Here is a 20,353-nt window from a genome sequence, read left to right as displayed (position 1 = left end):
CGTGAAAATAAATGATAGTTTTCGCTTATTTACGATTTTTTTCTATATATTTATACTATCTGGGTGTGTAGCTTCGCTTAAACGGCCAGATTGGCTTACACTTCAACCAAAAGACTATCCGGAAAAACTGTATGTGATTGCAGTGGGTGAGGCAGATACTCAACACTTAGCGGACAGTAGAGCGTTAGCGAATTTAGCAAAATTTTTCGAAGTAAATATTGCAGATGTATCAAGTGACTTCTCTCAAACGAGTATGTTGGGAAGTGCGAATGATAAACGCTTTGCTAACGAGCAAAAATTCACACGGCAAGTAAATACTGAAACAAAACAAGTACTAGAAGGGGTTCGTGTTGTTGAGCGTTACAAGTCACAAGATGGGCGTTATTACAGTCTGGCAGTATTAAAGAAATCACCCCTTGCGCGAAGGCTAAGAAAATCAATTTTGGCAGCTGATCGAAATACTAATAATGCACTTGTGTATGCACAGCAGCAGGCAACAAATCCTCTTGTAGCACTGGCCACGTTGGAAAAGGCAAGACATTACCAATTAAAGAGGGAGGCTGATAACCAGCGGCTGAGTGTTTTAACAGGAAGAGGTATAACAAGTAAAATCAACTCAGTGACTATTCAGCAACAGATACAACAGGGGATGTCTTCACTTCGTTTTGCGGTTGATGCTGATAAGAAGCAGGACTTTGATTTACTTACATCTGTGGTAAGTGGTGCAGGAATTTCTATTTCAGATCAGACAAATTATTCAGTAGAGTTAAATGTTGATAAGGCGCCTGTTTCTTATAGGCAAGGCTGGTATTGGTTAAGAGGTTCTGCAGAGTTAGTTATCTATCATGGTGATAATGGCTTAGCAAAGAAACGTTGGCCTTTTAAAGTTTCTTCACAAGATGAGAGTCTTTTAGAGCAACGTTTAAATGATCATCTGGTGAAAGTGCTACCAGCTTACTTTTATTCAATGCTGACCACAGAGGCTAATCGTTGATTACTTATTTAGGGCCTGTTAACAGTGATATACCCTTCACGAATCATTTTTATGTGCGCTATCCATAGCGCTCACCCTAACGGGCCAGCGAAGCTGTTCTAATGTGTTCCCGACACATTAGTAGGGTTTGTTGTCAGCGCTCTTGACCACTAAGGACGGTGGGAATGCAGTTTATGCAGGAGCATTTAACTGCCACCCCAGTCACTTATTAATATAACCGCCCAGCAGCACTGTTATATCAGTTAAAGTGGCTACCGCAAGTTTCACAGCAGTAAACTTGCCTGGGGGCTTCATCGCTTGACAGCCGCCCCTAAAAACCCTTCGTTTTGGGTATATAACAGGCCCAAATACAAAAAAAGTCAGTTATCCTGCGTTATGAGGATAACTGACTAAAATAGGGTTTATTTGTTAGTAAACCCTTATGGGGAAAGCTAATTATCTTTGCTCAGCATACACATTGCTTAGTGATTGGACAGTGATAGAAGCGCCTTGGCTGTCCTGAACACTATCAGCATTGATCCATACAAGCTGTTGGCCATTACCTTGTAGGTTCCAAGCAATTGACTGTGAGTCTGATTTTTCAACTTTAACCAGGTTTTGAGAAGAGCCTGCATACTTAATGACTAAGTTTGGATCAACAACGCTATTTACAACTTTAACTTCTGCTTGGTGCTCTGCAAACTGTACAGAAATAAACTGATTAATATTGCTTTGAATTTGAGCTGCATACCAATGAGTCTCAGGAACTGCATAGTAGCGAGTGAATTTATTAAAGCTATGGCGGTCACCATCTAAAGGTAGCTGTCTATTTTCAATACCATGAGTGTTTATTGGCATTTTAACACTACCAATAAAAGCCTGAATTTTTGCACCAGGGCTGCCTTGTAATACATTAGCAGAAACTGTATTTGTTTCACTGCCGTCAAGAAAGCAAAGTGCTGCTTTACCTTTATTACCTGTAGTACCTGGAACGGGTACTTGAACAGGTGGTTGGCTGTTTGACCATACAACACTAACATTAGTATCTGCATCATTTCCAGCAGCATTATAGAAGAACAAGCAGTAAAGCTGGCCGTTGTTTAAGTTTCCATTACAAGTGGCAGTTTCACCTTGTCCTAAAGTAATAAGTTGTCCTTCATTCCAATTGATGCTCATAATTCCCTCGTTAACCTTTGTGGTTGTAAATATGACAAATTAAAATATTCCTCACGCAATATCCTTGCGTAAGATAGGAGTAGATAAGTGTCATTAGTTAAATGTAAGTAATACTTACCTGCAGAGGAGTTATTGATTAATATACCTTAAGCTGTTGCTAAGGGTATAACAGGGGGTATCAATATACTCCACGACATTGAATGACACGATTGAACTATAGCAATAAAATTTTGGTTTGCAGGGAAAAACAAAAAAAAATCTAATCTTTTTTTTATTAAAGTATTCTTTCATCAGTTGAATGAAAAAAGTACTCTTTACAGCAATGTTTGTTCCACATTAGTTACAGGGTTATCCTCCAGAACGGTCGCATACAGTTTCAATTTTTAAAGAAGCCATTTTCTGAAACAGCTTTGTCCATAGTTGGCAAAACACTCTTTGAAGATGCCATAAATCCATCCTTGGAAACTTGGTTACTGGTTCTTCACGGAAATTAGTTCTTGGTATTTTATATTACACTTTGGTTAAATGTTTTTCTCAAAGTATTGAATGGACATACCTTGGAAGGTTCCTTTTTCACGTGCTTCAAAGCCAAGTTTGGAGAGAATGTGTTGAGATTGGGCGTTTTCTACTTCGGTCAATGCCAGAATGTTAAGATAACCAAGTTGTTTGGCGAAATACAAGATAGCTTTGCAAGCCTCAAAGGCATATCCATAACCTCTAGCAGAAAGTTTTAATCGATAACCCAGCTCTACTACCTTCTGGCTTTTATAATCAAAAGACTCAATTCCACAGTATCTGATTAGGTTTCCAGAAGATTTTTCAATAATTGCTAACTTACCTATACCTTCCTCATCAAATGCTTTAATAAGCTGGTTAAATCGATGCTCAGCTTGTGAATCAGTCATTGCACCTGTTGGAGAATATGCCATGAAGTCTGGGTTTTTTAGTAAGCCAATAACCGTTGGTTTATCATTTTCGACGAATTGTCTTAGTTTTAAACGCTTGGTTTGTAGCATATTTGTCATCCTTGCATTTTTTCTAATACGTCATTCTATACTCAGAGCGAAGGATTTTTAAGGGAAGCCTTCAAGTAATGAAAGAGCGGCAAAACGCAGGCTTTCAATACTTTAATTTACTTGTGAATGGAATATTAATTTTTTATACCCAATACGAATGGTTTTTAGGTGCGGCCATCGAGTGACGAAGCGCCATGAGTCTATATTAATAGGTGATTGGGGTGTGGAGAGAAGATAACAAAACCTAGAAATCATTCGTGAAGGGTATAGTTGTTTTTTTAATTAAATTTTATAGAATTAACGATTTTGTATTCAATTGTAATGAGTTGATTGTTTAGCTGATAAAGTGAAAAAAAGTGAACTGATTTTTAATACACTTGAAGTGTTGTTCTTATGGTTTGTTTTTTTGTAACTAGGAGAGGGCGTAAAGGTGGGTTTCGCAGGCAGGATTATTGTGAATAAATAAGCGATCTGTTGAAACTAGTGGGCTGCGTATTTTATTAATATATTACTGTATAATAATATGGAATTAAAAAATAACTTTAGAAATTATTTACTATTAGGAAGAGAGGGGGGAGTTGTTTTAGGATCGAGTAGAAACAAAAAATAATTAATGATTAAGGGGACTGTGATGTTAAGTAAGAAGCAGCTTGTCTGCGCTGTACAGCGTAGGCTGTGGACTTCTCTGCAAGTTGGTATTATAGGTGTTTCCCTGTTTAACTATCTTCCTGCAACAGCTAATATAGAATATAGTCAAGAGAATGAGTTGCCTGGTTATTTAATCACCCAAAAGCAAGTTGCGACAATATCTTCACCTAGTGATTTTACTTCAAATTTGGTTCAAGATACGAACTGGCAAACAATTTCAGCTTATAGTTTTGATGATTTAAAACAATCTCAATTAGTTATTATTAATACCTCAAATTATTTAACTAAAGATGAAATCAATTTAGCTAGAACTGCATATCGTAAAGGCAAGATTGTAATTATTGATAACACTAGTGCAGTTAATAACAATGATGTTTCACAGTCAGTTGCGGAGATTATTGGTATTGGTTTGACTGACTCCATTGTTGCTGTTCATCGTAAAAATGGTAAGCCAGAATATAAATCCCTTTCTGTCAATAATGAAGTTTCAGCCAGTAAACAGATAGAATATTTAATTACTGAAGTCAAAAATATTGTTGCTGGTTGGGATAATTCTGAGAGTAATGCTAAATCGTTTAATGAGGAAAAGTCCACACGTGTAAAACGGAGAGCCGTAGCCTATAGCCGTGTTGCTGCAGCATCAAGTAGTGAAGGAACTCAGTATCGTCCTGAAGTTACTATTCCTTTAGAGTTCAGACATGTTGGTTTTAAGTGTCGTGTAGGTGATGAGTTTGATGGAAATGGTTTTACCAATAATGGAACTTGGAATGGCATGGTTGATGATGCCTGTGATGGAAAAGCCAGTGTTTCATTATTTTATAATATCGATTTTGTCCGTTCAGTGCCGTTTAATGGTGGTGGCGACAGTAATGCGGATAACGCAAAATATGTTCGAATTACTCTAAATCCTGGTGATGGTGACTCTGGTGGTGGCTCTGCAAGTGGTGGTGCAGGTTGGCATCTAGTAGATAAACCAACTCATAAACATACTTGGTTTGAGAGTTGGGCAAATCGTATTACGTGGTTTGGTCCCATTGCTATGAAATACGGGGTTGAAGTGATACCCAATGATAATGATGTACGTCTTTATCATTCGACCCCTAATAATAAGCCAAAAGAGTCGGATATTCGTGAAATAACAGGAATAACCATCGGGGTTGAAGCGGGTGGCAAAGTAGAAGTTGGTGATAAAGGACCGACAGTGGGAGTCGATGCTAAAGGAAGCTTTAGTTATAACAGTCAACGTTGGGTCGCTTATAAGGCGTATGAATACACTGTTGAAAACCAATCAAGGGCAGGAAGTCAAGACCGAGCCAAATGGGTTTGGGATCGTAAGTTTGATGATGAGAGTAAGAATTGGCGAACTCATGATACCTGTGCATTATGGTGCAGTGACTGGTTCTTTAAAGACAGTGCATTTACCGCTGCTTCTTACGCTAACTATAAACCTGGTTTTAGTGCAACTTTCAGGGTAGCAGCAGATAGGCAAGGACAATCACGGTTTACAATTAATAATCGTATTTATGTTGGAGCACTGGGTGGTCGTGTTCAATATGCAGGTTTTTTTCAGGGCTATACTCCTTGGTCTTTTTACGGTACAGAATATACATTACCTAAAGTCTTTACAGTAAACTGGGATGCCCCTGTATTTGAGCCGGAAATTAACGTTTCAATAGAAGCTTACAAATATGACAGTGCCAGCGGCATTTGTTTGGATGTAGCAGGTAACTCGACTGATGAGGGGGCTGCTGTAGTTGGCTATGACTGTCATTATGCGAATAATCAGCTATGGGGTCTTGATCAGTACCAGCGTTATAAATCTCGAGTTGCGGCAGATCGCTGCTTAACCGCTGAAGATGATGGAACACTGACCGTTAGAAGTTGTTCTGCAGCAGCAAATCAGAAGTGGCGCTGGGATGATGACTCATTGAAGAGTGAGTTAGGTGATAAGTCTCTGGCCATTGTTAATGGGCAAGTCAAACTAGTTAATAAGGATTCTCAGGAGTACCAGAACTGGAAGAACTATGTCAGAAATATTGAGCCTGAAAGAGTGATGACAGTAAACTATTAATGCGTAACTGAAAGTTTTACGAAATAAAATGGGGTATTAGCTACCCCATTTTTTTACCTTTCGTTGTAGACATATAATAGCTAAGGCTGTTTATTTTTCATCCCAAGCCATTTTCCAGTGAGAACCAACCCCCGGTTCAAAATTATTTGAGGTGCTAGTCCATTGTTTGCAGTAACCACTATAGGGAAAAGGTTTACATTGGTATATCTTGCCATTTTTAGGCTGAATTACCTTAGTACCTGCTTTGTAGTTGCTCACGCCTTCTGGAAATGAGTAATCATATTGACCATCTTTTCCATCATCGCCTGGATCAGTTGAGTCATTAACCAGCTTGAACTGGTAAGTTTGTTGTACTAAAGAAAAGGCTTTTGTTTTGAGAACAAGGGTGTAGTTACCGGGTTTGGCATTTTTAATATTAATGGTGACGCTTTCTGTGCTGTTGTTAACAGCAGTTGAGCCAAATGCAACTTGTGCATTATTTTTATCAAATACAATATAGTCAACAGTCAGTTTTTCTGTGCTGGTTAGGGTAAAGTCTACATTTGCTTCATTGCTTTGAATAACATAGCTATCTTTTAATCCGCCAACATTAACCTGTGGATCGGGCTTTTGGTCTTTAACGATTTGTACTTCTGCACGACGGATATCACTTGTTTTTAGTGCGTAAATATTATTTTGTCCCATGGCAGGAACGACTTTACCATCTTTACCCAGTTGACCAGCCGCAAGGGATTTATGTTGATTATTGATTTCTGTAGCAAGCAAATGAGGCCAGTTATTTTTTTGTCCTTCTTGTGGCGAGTTTATGGTAATAGATGTTGTTAAGTTGGCTTGCTCTCCATCTTTATTAAAAAAGCGCGCTTTAACCATGTCGCCTGATTGAAGATTCATTGTTGGGTTAATATCACCAATATCTTGCCATTGAGCGTCAGGAATATCTGGATCAGGATTTCCTTTCCCAGATATATTGACATCTATGGCTTGATAAAAACTATTCACAGTATCCCCAACATCCCAAACAGCAAGAATAACATGATAGCCACTACGTTCAGGCACATTACAGTCATGTGTAACATCAACGGGTGGACGGGACTGGTTACCATCAATTGCACAAAAAGGTGTTGCTTCAAATGAACTTCTGGTTAAAGCCTGATTAGGGTTCCAGTCACTTTTGGTAATGAAGTACCGCCAGTCACGTGTTGCATGGTTTGCAGTAAAGTGCCAGGAGAACTTATTGGGTCCTGGCTTAACGCTGCTTTTATGCCAACGAGTAGCTGTTTGCTCATCTAACTGGGAAAATTGACTTAGCCCGGCGCTGGCTATTTTTCCATCAGCAGGGCCTGATTCTGGATAACGATCAAGGCCTTCCACACTTTGGGGCTCCCATTGAACAGGACCGCAATTTGTATTATGCCCTAGTTTACACTTGTAAGATCTGGATTCAGGAGAGGAAACATAACCATGTGCCATGACACCCTGGGCAATAAAGAGTGAACTGATTAGTGCGATTTTCGTTAATTGTGGCGATAAAAGAGAATGTTGCTTGATCATAAGGAAAGTCTCATTTTTTTATTTACAAAACAGCAAAACGAAAGTCACATGTGCTTAACTAAAGAAAATATACCCTTCACGAATCATTTTTAGGGTTTGTTGTCAGCGCTCTTGACTACCAAGGACGGTGGGAATGCAGTTTATGCAGGAGCATTTAACTGCCACCCCAGTCACTTATTAATATAAGCTCCGGGGGACCGCGCCCTAAAAACCCTTCGTTATAGGTATAGTTTTGCTTTTGACTTAAGATTTGCTGCGAAAAAAGTTGCGTTCACATTTAAAAACTAAGAGTGAAGAAGGGGTTGCGTTCACGTTGTCAGGTTAATATATATAATACTAGGCGACTAACTTGACATTTATGCTAATAAGTCATTATAGACATATAAAATTTTCCGTAGTGAGTCACAAAATATACCCATAGTGAAGGGTATATGTAATAAATTTTGTCTAATTATGAATATGTTATGTCAGATATTCTTTGAATAAGTCATCATATTGAAAAAAAGGCATTACTTATGATAAACGATAGTGACAAAGTTATAAGACGAGTGTGATATAAATCAAAGAGGTTGTTGTGTTGTGATACTCTCCAAGGAAGGTGAGTACTAAAACTTATATTGCAAGGATATTTATTAATAAAAATATGGACATACAAGTTTATGGTGTTTCTTTGCTGGTTATCACACTATTTTTGCAAGTCAGTTTCTTACAAAAGAGTATGGCTTATGAAACGACCGAAGGTGTCAATGATGGAACAGATACCAATCAACAAGTGAGGGCGCTGCTTGTCCCTAATAAAGAAGCTAAGATCTCCAGTCAAATGAATGGCCGTATTGCATCGTTAAATATTAAAGAAGGAGAGTCCTTTAAAAAAAATGATATTTTAGTGACATTTGATTGTGACGAACCGCTAGCTAATTTGAAGTCAAGTAAAGCCCAATATGAAATAGCAAAAACAACTTACCAAATACAAAGAAAATTAAATAATTTATCAGCAGGTAGTCGTTTAGATTTGGCTATTGCTGAGGCTGATGTTGAGAAAACAAAAGCGATGTACGATTACAACCAGGTGATGGTGAAGCACTGTACTATTTATGCACCATTTAATGGTTGGGTGGTAGAACGAATTGCAAATGAGTATGAAAATGTGACTTATGGGACACCGCTTATTTCGATTATAGATAATGAACCGTTGAAACTTGACTTATTTGTTCCTTCTGAATGGTTAAGCTGGCTTAGTGTAGGAAAATACTTTCAACTTACAATTGATGAGACAAGAAAAAGCTATCAAGGTGTAATAAAAAAAATTATACCTAAAGTTGATTCTGCCAGTCAGACTGTCGCAGTCAAGGCATATATTGCTAATCAGCCTCCAGAACTTATTGCAGGAATGAGTGGTACAGCTGATTTCACTAAACAAGGGCTTTAATGTCGTCTTATACTCTTATAGCGAAGGTTTTTTGGTGAAAAGACGCACTTCACAATAAGTATATACCCTTCTCAAATCAAGTTTAGGGGATTTTGTGGCTTTCAATGGGTTCTTACAAGGATAGAGTATGGATACCCCGCAAGCTCAATTGAGTAAGCAGAGTCAACGGTTAAAGCAGAACAATGACGCTAACAATGACCCTAAGTTTCAACGTCTCTTAGAACTACTTTCTTTAGAGAGTGAGTTGAAACTCTTAGAAAAAGAAGTTGAACTCTTTTTCACCATTAGCAATGAAACCATTCGCATTATTCCTTATGATCAGTCTGTTTTATTTGCGTGTCAGCAAACTAATTCCCGAAAAAAAAGCAAAGTTAATACTGCCCAATCATTGCTTGCGGTAACAGCTTCATCATTGTCAACAGTTGATAAAGAGTCGCCGTTTATTATTTGGTTACAAGCTGCTCTTAAACATATTGCAGATCACCATTCTTTAACAGAGATTCTGGAAATAAAAGCAGGTATGTTAACTGATGAATTAAGAAGTGAATGGTGTCATTGGTGTCCAGGGCATGTTTTGTGGTGCCCTTTACTTGGCAAGGACAGGCAGTTATTAGGTGGCGTGTGGTTGATTAGAAGGGCGTTATGGGAGCAAAGTGATAAAGTTATATTGATGAGGTTAATGGAAGCATATGCATATACCTGGCAAGTATTAACCCCCAAACGCACTTTTAAACGACAGGTTAAGCATATTTTTGCGGGGCGGAAAAAGTGGGTTGCTCTGACTCTATTAATGATGAGTGTAATACCTGTGCGTTTAAGCGTATTAGCCTCTGCCCAAGTGGTTGCACGTCAACCATTATTAGTCACTGCACCTCTGGAAGGTGTGGTAAAAGAAATAAAAGTAAAACCTAATCAGAGTGTGGCAAAAGGTGATTTGCTTTTCACATTAGATGACACGGTCATTCGTAATCAACATAGTTTGGCAGTAAAAGCATATGATGTTGCGCAGGCAAACTATATGCGAGCCAGTCAACAGGCATTTGCCAATATGCAAAGTAAAGCTGAACTGGCAGTCTTAAAGGCAATACTAGCAGAGAAAAAAGCAGAAGTGGATTATCAACAAGCACTTATGGAGCGAATAAAAATTGTGGCTCAACATAGTGGTGTTGTCGTTTTTAGTGACCCGAATGACTGGATTGGTAAGCCAGTTGTTGTAGGTGAGAAAGTTATGACTATTGCAGATATCCATGACACATGGTTGGACATTTGGTTACCTGTTGATGATGCGGTTAATTTGGAGTCAGGGGCGGAAGTAAGGTTATTTTTAAATATTGACCCATTAAACTCAATTCCGGCAAAACTGGAACAAACGAGTTATGAGGCTGAATTATCGCCGAGGGATATATTGGCTTATCGCTTAAAAGCAAGTTTTTTAGCAGAGGAACAGTTACCCAGGCTTGGTCTGAAAGGTGTTGTGAAAATTTATGCTGATCATGTCCCTTTAATTTATTACATTTTTAGAAGACCTCTTTCTGAAGCCAGACGCTGGTTTGGCTTATAATGAGTGAAAAAATATTAGACTCAAACAGCCTCTTGCCCGAACTACGTCAGGAACTTCAACTACTACCTGGGCCACGAGCACCAACTGGCGAGCCTTCCTGGACCTTACACGATCCTGTCAGTCAACGGTTTTATTATATCGGTGAGCGAGAGTTTATCTTACTGACTTATTGGCAACGTCTGCGAGTGGCAGACGTTTTAATATATTGTAATAAAAATAGTAAAAAATTTTTTGAACTGGAAGATGTCGAAAAACTGCTCTTATTTTTATTTAAAAATGAATTGCTTAAAGTTGTAGATAAGAAAGCAAATCAAATACTTATTGATCGGCACTTGACAGCCAATAGAGGCTGGAAAAGCTGGTTGCTGCGAAATTATTTGTTTTTTAGAGTTCCACTTATAAGGCCTGATCGCTTTTTGACAGCGACATACCCTTATATTCGTCGCTTATTTACAACTAAAGTGCTTATGTTTTTTTTAATACTGACACTGCTAGGTATTTTGTTAGTATTACGTCAGTTGGACTATTTTTTTCATAGTTTTAGTCACTTATACAGTCTTTCTGGTGCGCTAACTTTTTTTATTACCCTAAGCTGTATTAAAGTAGCCCATGAATTTGGGCATGCCTATGCCTGTAAACACTTTGGCTTAAAAGTACCCTCAATGGGCGTTGCATTCATGGTACTTTGGCCTGTTTTATATACGGATGCAACAGAGGCATGGAAGCTAGGAAAAAGAAATCAAAGAATTAAAATTGGTATTGCCGGTGTTGCTACAGAACTGGCCATTGCAGGTGTTGCCACATTTTTGTGGAGCTTCCTTCCTGAAGGGGGGCTAAAGTCTGTTATGTTTATTGTAGCAACGACGACCTGGGTTTTCAGTTTATTAATTAATTTGAACCCATTTATGCGTTTTGATGGGTACTATGTTTTAGTTGATGTGCTGGATACGCCTAATTTGCAGCCTAGGTCATTTGCATTAGCACAGTGGTGGCTTCGAGAATGGCTCTTTGGAATAAATGCCGAGCCTCCAGAAATATTTCCTAGAGTTCGGCACTACACTTTGATAGTTTATGCGTTTTTGACATGGATTTATCGTTTTTTCCTTTTTTTAGGTATAGCACTTCTTCTTTATCATATTGCGTTTAAACTATTAGGTATCATTCTTTTTATTGTTGAAGTTGCTGTTTTGTTGATTAAGCCTATTGTGAATGAAATGAAAGTTTGGTGGAAGCTTAGAGAACAATTGCCTAGACGTCGTAAAGTGATTTTACCTTTGTTGGTTAGCTTGGGACTATTTGTAGCTTGCTTTCCCTGGTTTTCGTCTGTTGAGCTGCCTGGTATATATACATCTACCGTATTTCAGCGTATTTACCCCCCTGTTGATGCACAAATACGTCAGGTTGCTATTAAGCATGGCCAGCAAGTTAAAGTCGGTGATGAGTTATTTAATTTATCAACGCCTGGTTTGTTTTATGAGATAAAACGGGTAAAAGCTCGTCATAATATGCTACAGCTTTTATTGAAGCGGAGTGGCTCAACGCCAGAAATGTTGGATGCGACTCCCGTCATTGCTCAGCAGTTAGCAGAAGCAGAAAGTAAACTTCAGGGGTTGATAGAAAAGCAAAATAAACTGTCAATACAGGCTACAATTGCTGGAGAAATATTACAGTTAAAAGATGGTTTAATGGAAGGTACTTGGATTAACTCAAAACAGCAGATGGCATTAGTAGTTGACCCTCAAAGTGGAATGATTGAAGCCTATGTACCCGAGAAGGATCTTAATAAAGTCGTTACTGGCGCTTCAGCAAGATTTTATCCAGATATTCCTGAGCTTGAGCCTATTGATTGTGAGATAGCATCAGTCAGCATGATGCATAGCCACTCTCTTGATAACCCGTATCTTGCTTCTATTCATGGAGGTGATATTCCTGTAAGGGTTGAAAGTAACGGTGCACTTATCAATGAAGAGGCACTTTTTCTAATAACATTGAAACCAAAACAGCAATTGCAGACCAAGTTAGCGCACATCATCAAAGGGCAAGTATCCGTAGATGTAAATTCATATAGCATGATGGAATCATTTATTAATCATGTTTTACAAGTTTTTATCAGAGAGACTAGCTTTTGATTTTGACACTTTTTTTAAAAAATCAATGAGCATTATCCTGTCTTTGGTAGCTATTGGCACAAGGCTAGGTGCAACAGGCCCTAGCGCAATCATTATTTCTTACAAACAATTTCTGCGATTACTCTGAGATAATCTCCTCTTCTTCAACAGCGCATAGGCAAAAAAAATATTCGCACTATACTTACGTATACTACGTAACCTCCAAAATAAGAATGCTAAATGGAGTAGTAATGGTTAACTCAATGGACCTGAATGGACTCGCGAGAGGAATATCACTCCGTCCTGCGACTTCTTCTGATAAATACTTCATTAATACACTTTATCGCTCTACACGTGATGATCTAAGACTCATTGATGGAGATGAAGACTTTGTGGAAACACTTATTGAGCAGCAATGTCATGCTCAAACCCTTGGATATGAAAATATGTTTCCACATGCTTTCTATTTTATTGTTGAAAAACAACAGCAATCTATTGGTCGAGTAACGCTTGATTTTTCTGATGATGCAGTTCATCTCATTGATATAGCTTTTATCCCAGAAGCAAGGAATAAAGGTTATGGGGAGAGTGTATTACGAGCACTGCAGCTTGCCGCGGCTAAAAGTTGTTCCTCGTTGATATTAAGTGTTCATCAAGCAAACTGGACTGCAAAAAAACTGTATAAAAAATTAGGATTTAAAATTGATGGTTTTTACCCACCGTATGAACGAATGGTATGGTATCCAACCACAAAGGAGATGATGGCTTAATACATTCGTGAAGAGTTTATATCCAGTTCATGGATATACTAAAACAACACAAATAAGGAAGTCATTTTATGTCTGAACCGTTTATTAGCCAAATAAATATGTTTGGGTTTGATTTTGCCCCCAGAACATGGGCCAAATGTGATGGACAAAATTTACCAATAGCGAATAACCCAAGCTTGTTTTCATTACTAGGTATTGCTTTTGGTGGGGATGGCCGCACCACCTTTGGTTTACCTAACTTACAGGGTCGTGTCCCCATTCATATGGGAAATGGCTATCGAATAGGGGAAAGTGGAGGTAATGAAACTGTCAGGTTAATGGTTGAAAACTTACCTAAGCATACGCACCAAATGCAAGCCAACAGCCAGCCGGGCGCAACGAACGAGCCAAGTAATCAAGTATTAGCCATGGAGCCATCAGGTAAAAATATTTATGGGCCTGCAACCAACTTAGTAGAGATGGGAAATTCGTTAATGGCTACTGGAGGTGGTGAAGCTCACTTTAATATGCAGCCATCTCAGGTGATAAGTTTTTGTATTGCGCTAACCGGATTATTTCCTCCTAGAAATTAACGCTCTAGGACCAATAATTAACAGAGGATAAAAATAATGGCTGAGCCCTTTATTGGTGAAATCAGAATTTTTGCTGGTAACTTTGCTCCTGTGCATTGGGCATTCTGTGATAATAACCTGATTCCTGTAACTGAAAATGGTGCGTTATTTTCTCTACTAGGGAGTCGTTATGGAGGGGATGGCAGAAGTACTTTTGCATTACCCGATATGCGTGGCCGACTACCCGTTAACCAAGGAACGGGACCAGGGCTGACCCCGCGTAGTATTGGAGAGAGAATGGGGGTAGAGGAAGTGACGCTAACTGTTCCCCAGATGCCTGCACATGCTCACCAGCTGCAAGCAAGTAATAATACGGCAGATAGTATAGAACCTCAAAGTCGGGTTTTGGCCAATGGTCAACCCATTTATTCAGCAACAAATGCCAATTTAGTTGCCATGTCAGCAAGCCAGGTTGGCAATACTGGAGGCAGCCAGCCACATAATAATGTTATGCCCTTTCTTTGCGTCAATTTTATTATTGCATTACAAGGTATTTACCCCCAGCGCAACTAAAGGCAGCTCTACAAAATTACTATTTTTAGAGTCACCTTAATTTATAAAGGCAGGAGCTTAAAACTATGTCAGAACCATTTATTGCACAAATTCAATTATGGGGCTGTAATTATTCACCACGAGGCTGGGCATATTGTGATGGTGGGTTGTTATCAATAGCAGAAAATACGGCATTATTCTCTTTAATAGGTACTACATATGGTGGGGATGGTCGTACTACGATGGGATTACCTAATTTACAAGGTAGGGCGCCAATGCATCCCGGAAATGGTCCAGGGCTGACACCCAGATTATTGGCTGAACGAGGAGGGACGGAACAAGTCGTGTTGACTCAAGCCACTATACCTGCCCATACACACCAAATGTACGCGGAGGATGCTGATGCAGAGGAAACCCAAACCACAGCAGCCTATTTAGCAAAAGGAGGTGTTCCAGGGCGAGGAGGGCGTTTTTATCCTATAGATACCTATAATAACCCTGATAACTTAATGCCATTGTCCTCTTCAGCTTTAACTGAAACAGGCTTAGGGCAAGCTCATGAAAACAGACAGCCATTTTTAGCGGTCAACTTTTGTATCGCATTAATGGGGATTTATCCAAACCGAAGTTAAAAAAATATAATAATTTATATGCCGTGTTATATCCTTTATGATGCATTTTTAAACCCTTTGTTATGAGTATTGTTTTTTTAACGTTAGGTGTTATTGAACACAGGGTGTCATAAAAACGTACAGTTATTCCTTATAAACTTTATGGGGTTTGGAGCGGCAACCAGGCTCACAGGGAAAGGTTCTCGGTGTGCTCGAAAGGTGTAATCCAGGCTTTTCCCCGGTTTAACCTATTTAAACTTGACAATTTTTTACTCATATTTCGGTCTTAAAAACTACACATAACAGCATGTATACCTAACATATAGGGTATGCCTTTGACGAAGGGACGAGAGAGCACTATGCAGGTTGATACACTTGCCCAGCTAAAGCATGATGATTTCGGTAAGCACATTCAAGAGAAGTTTATTGTTAAGGATGTTGGTGTAGATTTCTTTATAGAACTTATTGAAGTTAAACAGTTATATAGAGCAATTAAAAAAGGTGGACGAGATCAGTTTTCCTTACTCTTTAAAGCCAGAGACGAAATACTGTTGCCACAAAAAACATATCATTTGGAACATGAAAAAATGGGGCGGCTTGATATTTTTTTGGTGCCAATTGGTCATGAGTGCCCAGAAGATCAAGGTGGTCAGGCGTTTTACTTATATGAAGCTATTTTTACTTGAGTTTATATTTTGGGAATGAGTTTTGGTTGAGCGTATTAAGTTTTAATGAAAAATATCACCGTTTTGTCTTAGAGTCATAAAGCTATACGCTTTTTTGGTGATTGTTTGTAGTGTTTTATTGGACTAATATTTAGACTGAGTTTTAACATTAACACGCCGAAAAAAAATTTTCTGGTTTGCGCACTGGCCTTGGCTAATAGTTTTGGTGTTACTTGCTATCTATTATTTAGGAGAGGTTTCAATGTAACCTTAATTTTTTGCATGGATGCTTCTGTGAAACTGATGGTTAATATATAACATTTGGTGTTTTTGTTCTATTTTATATTATTGTTGCTCATAATGATGAGATTGCAATGCTCTTAAAATAGAGGCTCTAAAAATAGAGAAAGTTATCCAATGTGCATGTTGTACCTTTTTATGCACGAAACTTTTATAGACTGGATTGTCTAGTTAATTCGCGAAATTTGCAGGAGCACGAAACCATGCAACTTAAAAGTCAGCATCGTTTTCCCTATCGTTCTCTTCTTCATAAATACTTCAAACATGGTTTACGTGGCAGAGTAAATACGCTCTTGCGCAAAAAAAAGACTTACTCTTCGCCTTTTCAAGATTCGTTGCTGCATAGTGTTTCATCGGCCTCATGTTTAATTGCACTAGAAAAGCGGTTTTTATTTGATGGTGCTGCTGCCGCAACAGCTGCAGATACTGCGAGTGCTAGTGAAGGTTCCACAAACTCAACTGGGGAGGATACTTCATCAGAAGATTTGGCTCAGGCATTGATGCAGCCTGTAACAACTAATAATGAAACAGAAAATAGCGAAGAAGCGTCAGATAAAAGTAAAACAGTTATCTTCATTGACAGTCGAGTTTCAGATTATCAGTCCTTAGTGGAAGGGTTAGATGAGTCTGTTGATGTTGTCATTATTCAGGCGCAACAAAATGGTCTGGAGCAAATGGCTAACGCGCTGGCTGAATATAGTAACCTGGATGCTATTCATGTTGTTTCGCATGGTGATGATGGACAGCTGCAATTAGGCAATATAACTGTTTCGTCAGATAATATTGCTGATTATACACAGCACTTGTCAGATATTGGTGCTGCACTTAGCCAGCAAGGCGACATTTTATTGTATGGCTGTGACGTAGGGAAAGGCTCTATAGGTGAAGCTTTTGTTCAAGCTTTGGCAGGTTTCACAGATGCTGATATTGCAGCCTCTACGGATGATACTGGTGGTGATGAATTAGGTGGAAACTGGCATTTTGAGTATACAACGGGTGATGTGTCAACAGACTCACCCTTTGATGCAGAAGTGCTTGCATCATATGACTATTTAATGGCACTCCCTATTTCCAGTGACCAAACAACTAATTATGACGGATTGGGACTGTCTGATACCGCAGTAATTGCCAATGGCACAGTGATTGATGATATTTCTTATGATGGTTGGCGGTTTAATGGTTTTGGAGGCGAAACCGGAATTTATGCCCATGAAGGTAGTTTAACTAATGATGTGAATACTACTGGTACACGCTTTTATACCAGTGACAGCTCCAACTTTAAATTCACCAGTATTGATTACAATATCGATACTCAAGGTAATCCTGCTAATGCCACTATTACTTTTTATGGTTTTCGTAATGGAGTACAAGTAGAGTCTCAAGGCTTTAATGCGGCAGATACTAGCTCTGGTACTTGGACATTAAATTGGGGGTCGGTTGATGAAGTGAAAATCGTGGCCAACACCCACTGGATCTTCATGGATAATTTAAAAGTTGGTGCTGAAATTCCTGCGAATGCGACACCTGCAGTATCCATTAATAATACCAATTTAGCTTATACCGAAGGTAATGCAGCGACTCAGATCGACAGTGCCGGTACCGTGAGTGACTCCGATGGAGATGCAGAGTGGAATGGTGGCTCTTTATCAGTGCAAATTACTGGTAATGCAGAAGCGGGTGATCGAATCAGTATTGTTGACAGTGATGGTGACGGTACCGCAATTACCATTAGTGGTACCAATATTTTTGCTAATGGTATTGATATTGGTGACCTCAGCGCGAGTGGAGGTATTGTCACTGGTGGTACCAAGCTAACCATTACCTTTGACAGCGATGCTACCAATGCCAATGTCCAGGAAGTGTTGCAGTCCATTCGTTATGACTCTACGACTCAAGATCCAGGCACTTCTAATCGCACCATTACGTTTACCGCTACGGACAAAAATGCAGCCAGTGGTTCAGATACTCGAACTGTTGTGATGACGGCTGTCAACGATGAGCCTACCTTAACGGCGAATGCCAGCAACCCCACTTATACAGAAGGAGGGAGTGCGGCTAGCTTGTTTAGCGGAGCGAGTGTCAGCACTATTGAGTCAGGGCAAACAGTGAGTGGTTTAACTTTTACTATCACCAATGTCACTAATGGTAGTAATGAGCGTATCAATGTGGATGGCACCACCATTGTACTGACTCATGGCACAAATGGTACAACCGCGAGTAATAGCTTGAATTACAGTGTCAGTGTCATAGGTACCACGGCAACCATATCATTGACCGGCGGCACTTTATCGGCGGCAGCTACTCAGACGCTGGTGGATAACATGAGCTACCAGAATAACAGTAACTCGCCCAATACCAGTAACCGAGTGGTGACCTTAACCAGTATTCAAGATAGTGGTGGTACAGCTAATGGTGGGGATAACACTGGCTCATTAGCCATTGCTTCAACCGTCACGGTGGTGCAAAACAATGATGAGCCTACCTTAACCAGTAATGGCAGTAATCCTACTTTTACCGAAGGTGGCGCTGCGGCCAGTCTATATAGTGGTACCAGTATCAGTACCGTGGAAGCAGGCCAAACCATTAAAGGGCTGACTTTTACCATCACTAACGTGACTAATGGCAGCAGTGAGATTATCAATATTGATGGTACCGCGATTGTACTGACCCATGGCACCAGTGGCAGTACCGCGACTAATAGTCTGAATTACAGTGTGATGGTGATTGGCACAACCGCTACCGTGTCCTTGACGGGAGGCACACTGTCAACTGCAGCGACGCAAACCATGATAGACAATATGAGCTATCAAAATAACAGTAACACGCCGAATACAAGTAACCGGGTAGTGACCTTAACCAGTATTCAAGACAGTGGTGGTACCGCGAATGGTGGAGATGATACGGCTTCTGTGGCTATTGCTTCGACGGTAACGGTGGTTGGGGTTAATGATGAGCCGACTTTAACTGCCAATGCCAGTAACCCGACCTTTACTGAAGGCGGTGCAGCCGCCAGCCTATTTAGTGGTACTAGCATTAGTACGGTGGAGTCGGGGCAAAATATCACGGGCCTGAGTTTTACCATCACCAATGTCACCAATGGTAGTAATGAGCGCATCAATATCGATGGCACGACTATTGTGCTGACCCACGGCACCAATGGCAGCACTGCTGGGAATAGCCTGAATTACAGTGTAATGGTGATCGGTACCACTGCCACAGTCACCATGACCGGTGGCAATATGTCTACCGCAGCAGCACAGACTATGATCGATAACATGAGTTACCAGAACAACAGTAACTCGCCCAGCACCAGCAATCGGGTGGTGACCTTAACCAGTATTCAGGACAGTGGCGGCACCGCTAATGGCGGCGATAACACCGGTTCATTAGCCGTTGCCTCAACGGTTACTGTAGTGCAAAACAATGACGAGCCCACCTTAACCGCTAATGGTAGCAACCCGACCTTTACCGAGGGTGGCGCCGCCGCTAGTCTGTTCAGTGGCACTAATATCAGTACCGTCGAAGCAGGGCAAACCATCAAGGGCTTTACCTTTACCATTTCCAATGTAGCGAATGGTATTAATGAAGTGATCAATATTGACGGCACGGCCATCGTGCTGACCCACGGTACCAGCGGCAGTACGGCAGGGAATAGCTTGAGTTACAGTGTCAGCGTGGTGGGTACCACCGCTACTGTGTCCTTGACCGGCGGCACGATGTCCACCGCCACCACGCAAACCCTGATTGATAACATGAGTTATCAGAACAACAGCAATACCCCCAGCACCAGCAACCGGGTGGTGACCTTAACCAGTATTCAAGACAGCGGTGGTACTGCCAATGGAGGGGATGATACCGCGTCTATTTCCGTGGCGTCGACGGTAACCATCGTGGGCGTGAACGATGAGCCTACCTTAACCGCCAATGCCAGCAACCCGACCTTTACTGAAGGTGGTGCAGCCGCCAGCCTGTTTACCGGTACCAATATCAATACCGTGGAATCGGGGCAGAATATTACCGGGCTGAGCTTTACTATCACTAACGTGACTAATGGCAGTAATGAGCGGATTAATATTGATGGCACCACCATTGTGCTGACCCATGGCACCAATGGCAGCACGGCGGGCAATAGTCTGAATTACAGTGTGATGGTGATTGGCACCACCGCTACAGTGACCATGACGGGCGGTAACCTGTCAGTCGCAGCCGCTGAAACGATGATTGATAACATGAGTTATCAGAATAACAGTAACTCGCCCAGCACCAGTAACCGGGTGGTGACTTTAACCAGTATTCAGGACAGTGGTGGCACCGCCAATGGGGGGGATAACACTGGTTCATTAGCCGTTGCCTCAACGGTTACTGTAGTGC

General features: G+C 40.3%; 14 protein-coding genes. 11 read left to right on the top strand and 3 right to left on the bottom strand.

Annotation, left to right across the window (positions count from 1 at the left end):
• Nucleotide 1 precedes the first annotated feature (1 nt).
• On the top strand, nucleotides 2-994 hold the full coding sequence (locus KHS79_RS14505; RefSeq protein ID WP_212719925.1) for an LPP20 family lipoprotein: 993 nt from the start codon (nucleotides 2-4) through the stop codon (nucleotides 992-994).
• A gap of 435 nt (nucleotides 995-1,429) precedes the next feature.
• Here KHS79_RS14505 and KHS79_RS14500 read toward each other — a convergent pair whose 3' ends face one another.
• Together KHS79_RS14500 and KHS79_RS14495 are read right to left on the bottom strand one after the other, a co-directional pair.
• Complete coding sequence (locus KHS79_RS14500) at nucleotides 1,430-2,149, bottom strand: hypothetical protein (protein ID WP_094788497.1); 720 nt, start codon at nucleotides 2,147-2,149, stop codon at nucleotides 1,430-1,432.
• A 521-nt stretch (nucleotides 2,150-2,670) separates the two neighbouring features.
• Nucleotides 2,671-3,165: a GNAT family N-acetyltransferase gene (locus KHS79_RS14495; RefSeq protein ID WP_212719924.1), complete on the bottom strand. Its 495-nt coding sequence runs from the start codon at nucleotides 3,163-3,165 to the stop codon at nucleotides 2,671-2,673.
• Between the two features lie 631 nt (nucleotides 3,166-3,796).
• On the opposite strand from KHS79_RS14495, the gene KHS79_RS14490 reads away from it, so the two are divergent.
• Nucleotides 3,797-5,884, top strand: a complete 2,088-nt coding sequence (locus KHS79_RS14490; RefSeq protein WP_212719922.1) for a ricin-type beta-trefoil lectin domain protein — start codon at nucleotides 3,797-3,799, stop codon at nucleotides 5,882-5,884.
• A 90-nt stretch (nucleotides 5,885-5,974) separates the two neighbouring features.
• On the opposite strand, the gene gbpA is transcribed toward KHS79_RS14490, so the two are convergent.
• Entirely contained in the window at nucleotides 5,975-7,435 is a 1,461-nt protein-coding gene (gbpA, locus tag KHS79_RS14485) for an N-acetylglucosamine-binding protein GbpA (RefSeq protein ID WP_212719920.1), read from the bottom strand.
• Between the two features lie 598 nt (nucleotides 7,436-8,033).
• Here gbpA and KHS79_RS14480 point away from each other — a divergent pair.
• The 9 genes from KHS79_RS14480 to KHS79_RS14440 form a co-directional block, all read left to right on the top strand.
• Nucleotides 8,034-8,864 (top strand): efflux RND transporter periplasmic adaptor subunit, encoded by an 831-nt coding sequence (locus KHS79_RS14480; RefSeq protein WP_212719919.1) that lies wholly within the window; start codon nucleotides 8,034-8,036, stop codon nucleotides 8,862-8,864.
• A gap of 127 nt (nucleotides 8,865-8,991) precedes the next feature.
• On the top strand, nucleotides 8,992-10,425 hold the full coding sequence (locus KHS79_RS14475) for an efflux RND transporter periplasmic adaptor subunit (protein WP_212719918.1): 1,434 nt from the start codon (nucleotides 8,992-8,994) through the stop codon (nucleotides 10,423-10,425).
• Nucleotides 10,425-12,554 (top strand): HlyD family efflux transporter periplasmic adaptor subunit, encoded by a 2,130-nt coding sequence (locus tag KHS79_RS14470; protein WP_212719917.1) that lies wholly within the window; start codon nucleotides 10,425-10,427, stop codon nucleotides 12,552-12,554. Before KHS79_RS14475 ends, KHS79_RS14470 begins: the two co-directional genes overlap by 1 nt.
• A gap of 230 nt (nucleotides 12,555-12,784) precedes the next feature.
• Nucleotides 12,785-13,303: a GNAT family N-acetyltransferase gene (locus tag KHS79_RS14465; RefSeq protein ID WP_230400362.1), complete on the top strand. Its 519-nt coding sequence runs from the start codon at nucleotides 12,785-12,787 to the stop codon at nucleotides 13,301-13,303.
• Nucleotides 13,304-13,371: 68 nt separating this feature from the next.
• The gene (locus KHS79_RS14460; RefSeq protein ID WP_027707072.1) at nucleotides 13,372-13,875 is read left to right on the top strand and encodes a phage tail protein; all 504 of its coding nucleotides are present in this window, start codon (nucleotides 13,372-13,374) and stop codon (nucleotides 13,873-13,875) included.
• A gap of 36 nt (nucleotides 13,876-13,911) precedes the next feature.
• Nucleotides 13,912-14,427: a phage tail protein gene (locus KHS79_RS14455; RefSeq protein WP_027707073.1), complete on the top strand. Its 516-nt coding sequence runs from the start codon at nucleotides 13,912-13,914 to the stop codon at nucleotides 14,425-14,427.
• Nucleotides 14,428-14,492: 65 nt separating this feature from the next.
• On the top strand, nucleotides 14,493-15,038 hold the full coding sequence (locus KHS79_RS14450; RefSeq protein ID WP_212719916.1) for a phage tail protein: 546 nt from the start codon (nucleotides 14,493-14,495) through the stop codon (nucleotides 15,036-15,038).
• Between the two features lie 338 nt (nucleotides 15,039-15,376).
• Nucleotides 15,377-15,703 carry a DUF6916 family protein gene (locus KHS79_RS14445; RefSeq protein WP_212719915.1) on the top strand — a complete coding sequence of 109 codons (327 nt, stop codon included), beginning with the start codon at nucleotides 15,377-15,379 and terminating at the stop codon, nucleotides 15,701-15,703.
• Nucleotides 15,704-16,185: 482 nt separating this feature from the next.
• Nucleotides 16,186-20,353 (top strand): DUF4347 domain-containing protein (locus KHS79_RS14440; RefSeq protein WP_212719914.1); only part of this gene is annotated, 4,168 nt, incomplete at its 3' end.

This window comes from Zooshikella ganghwensis (assembly GCF_018263875.1).
In the GTDB taxonomy this organism is placed as follows: domain Bacteria; phylum Pseudomonadota; class Gammaproteobacteria; order Pseudomonadales; family Zooshikellaceae; genus Zooshikella; species Zooshikella ganghwensis.
This window is presented reverse-complemented; position numbering and strand designations above follow the sequence as displayed.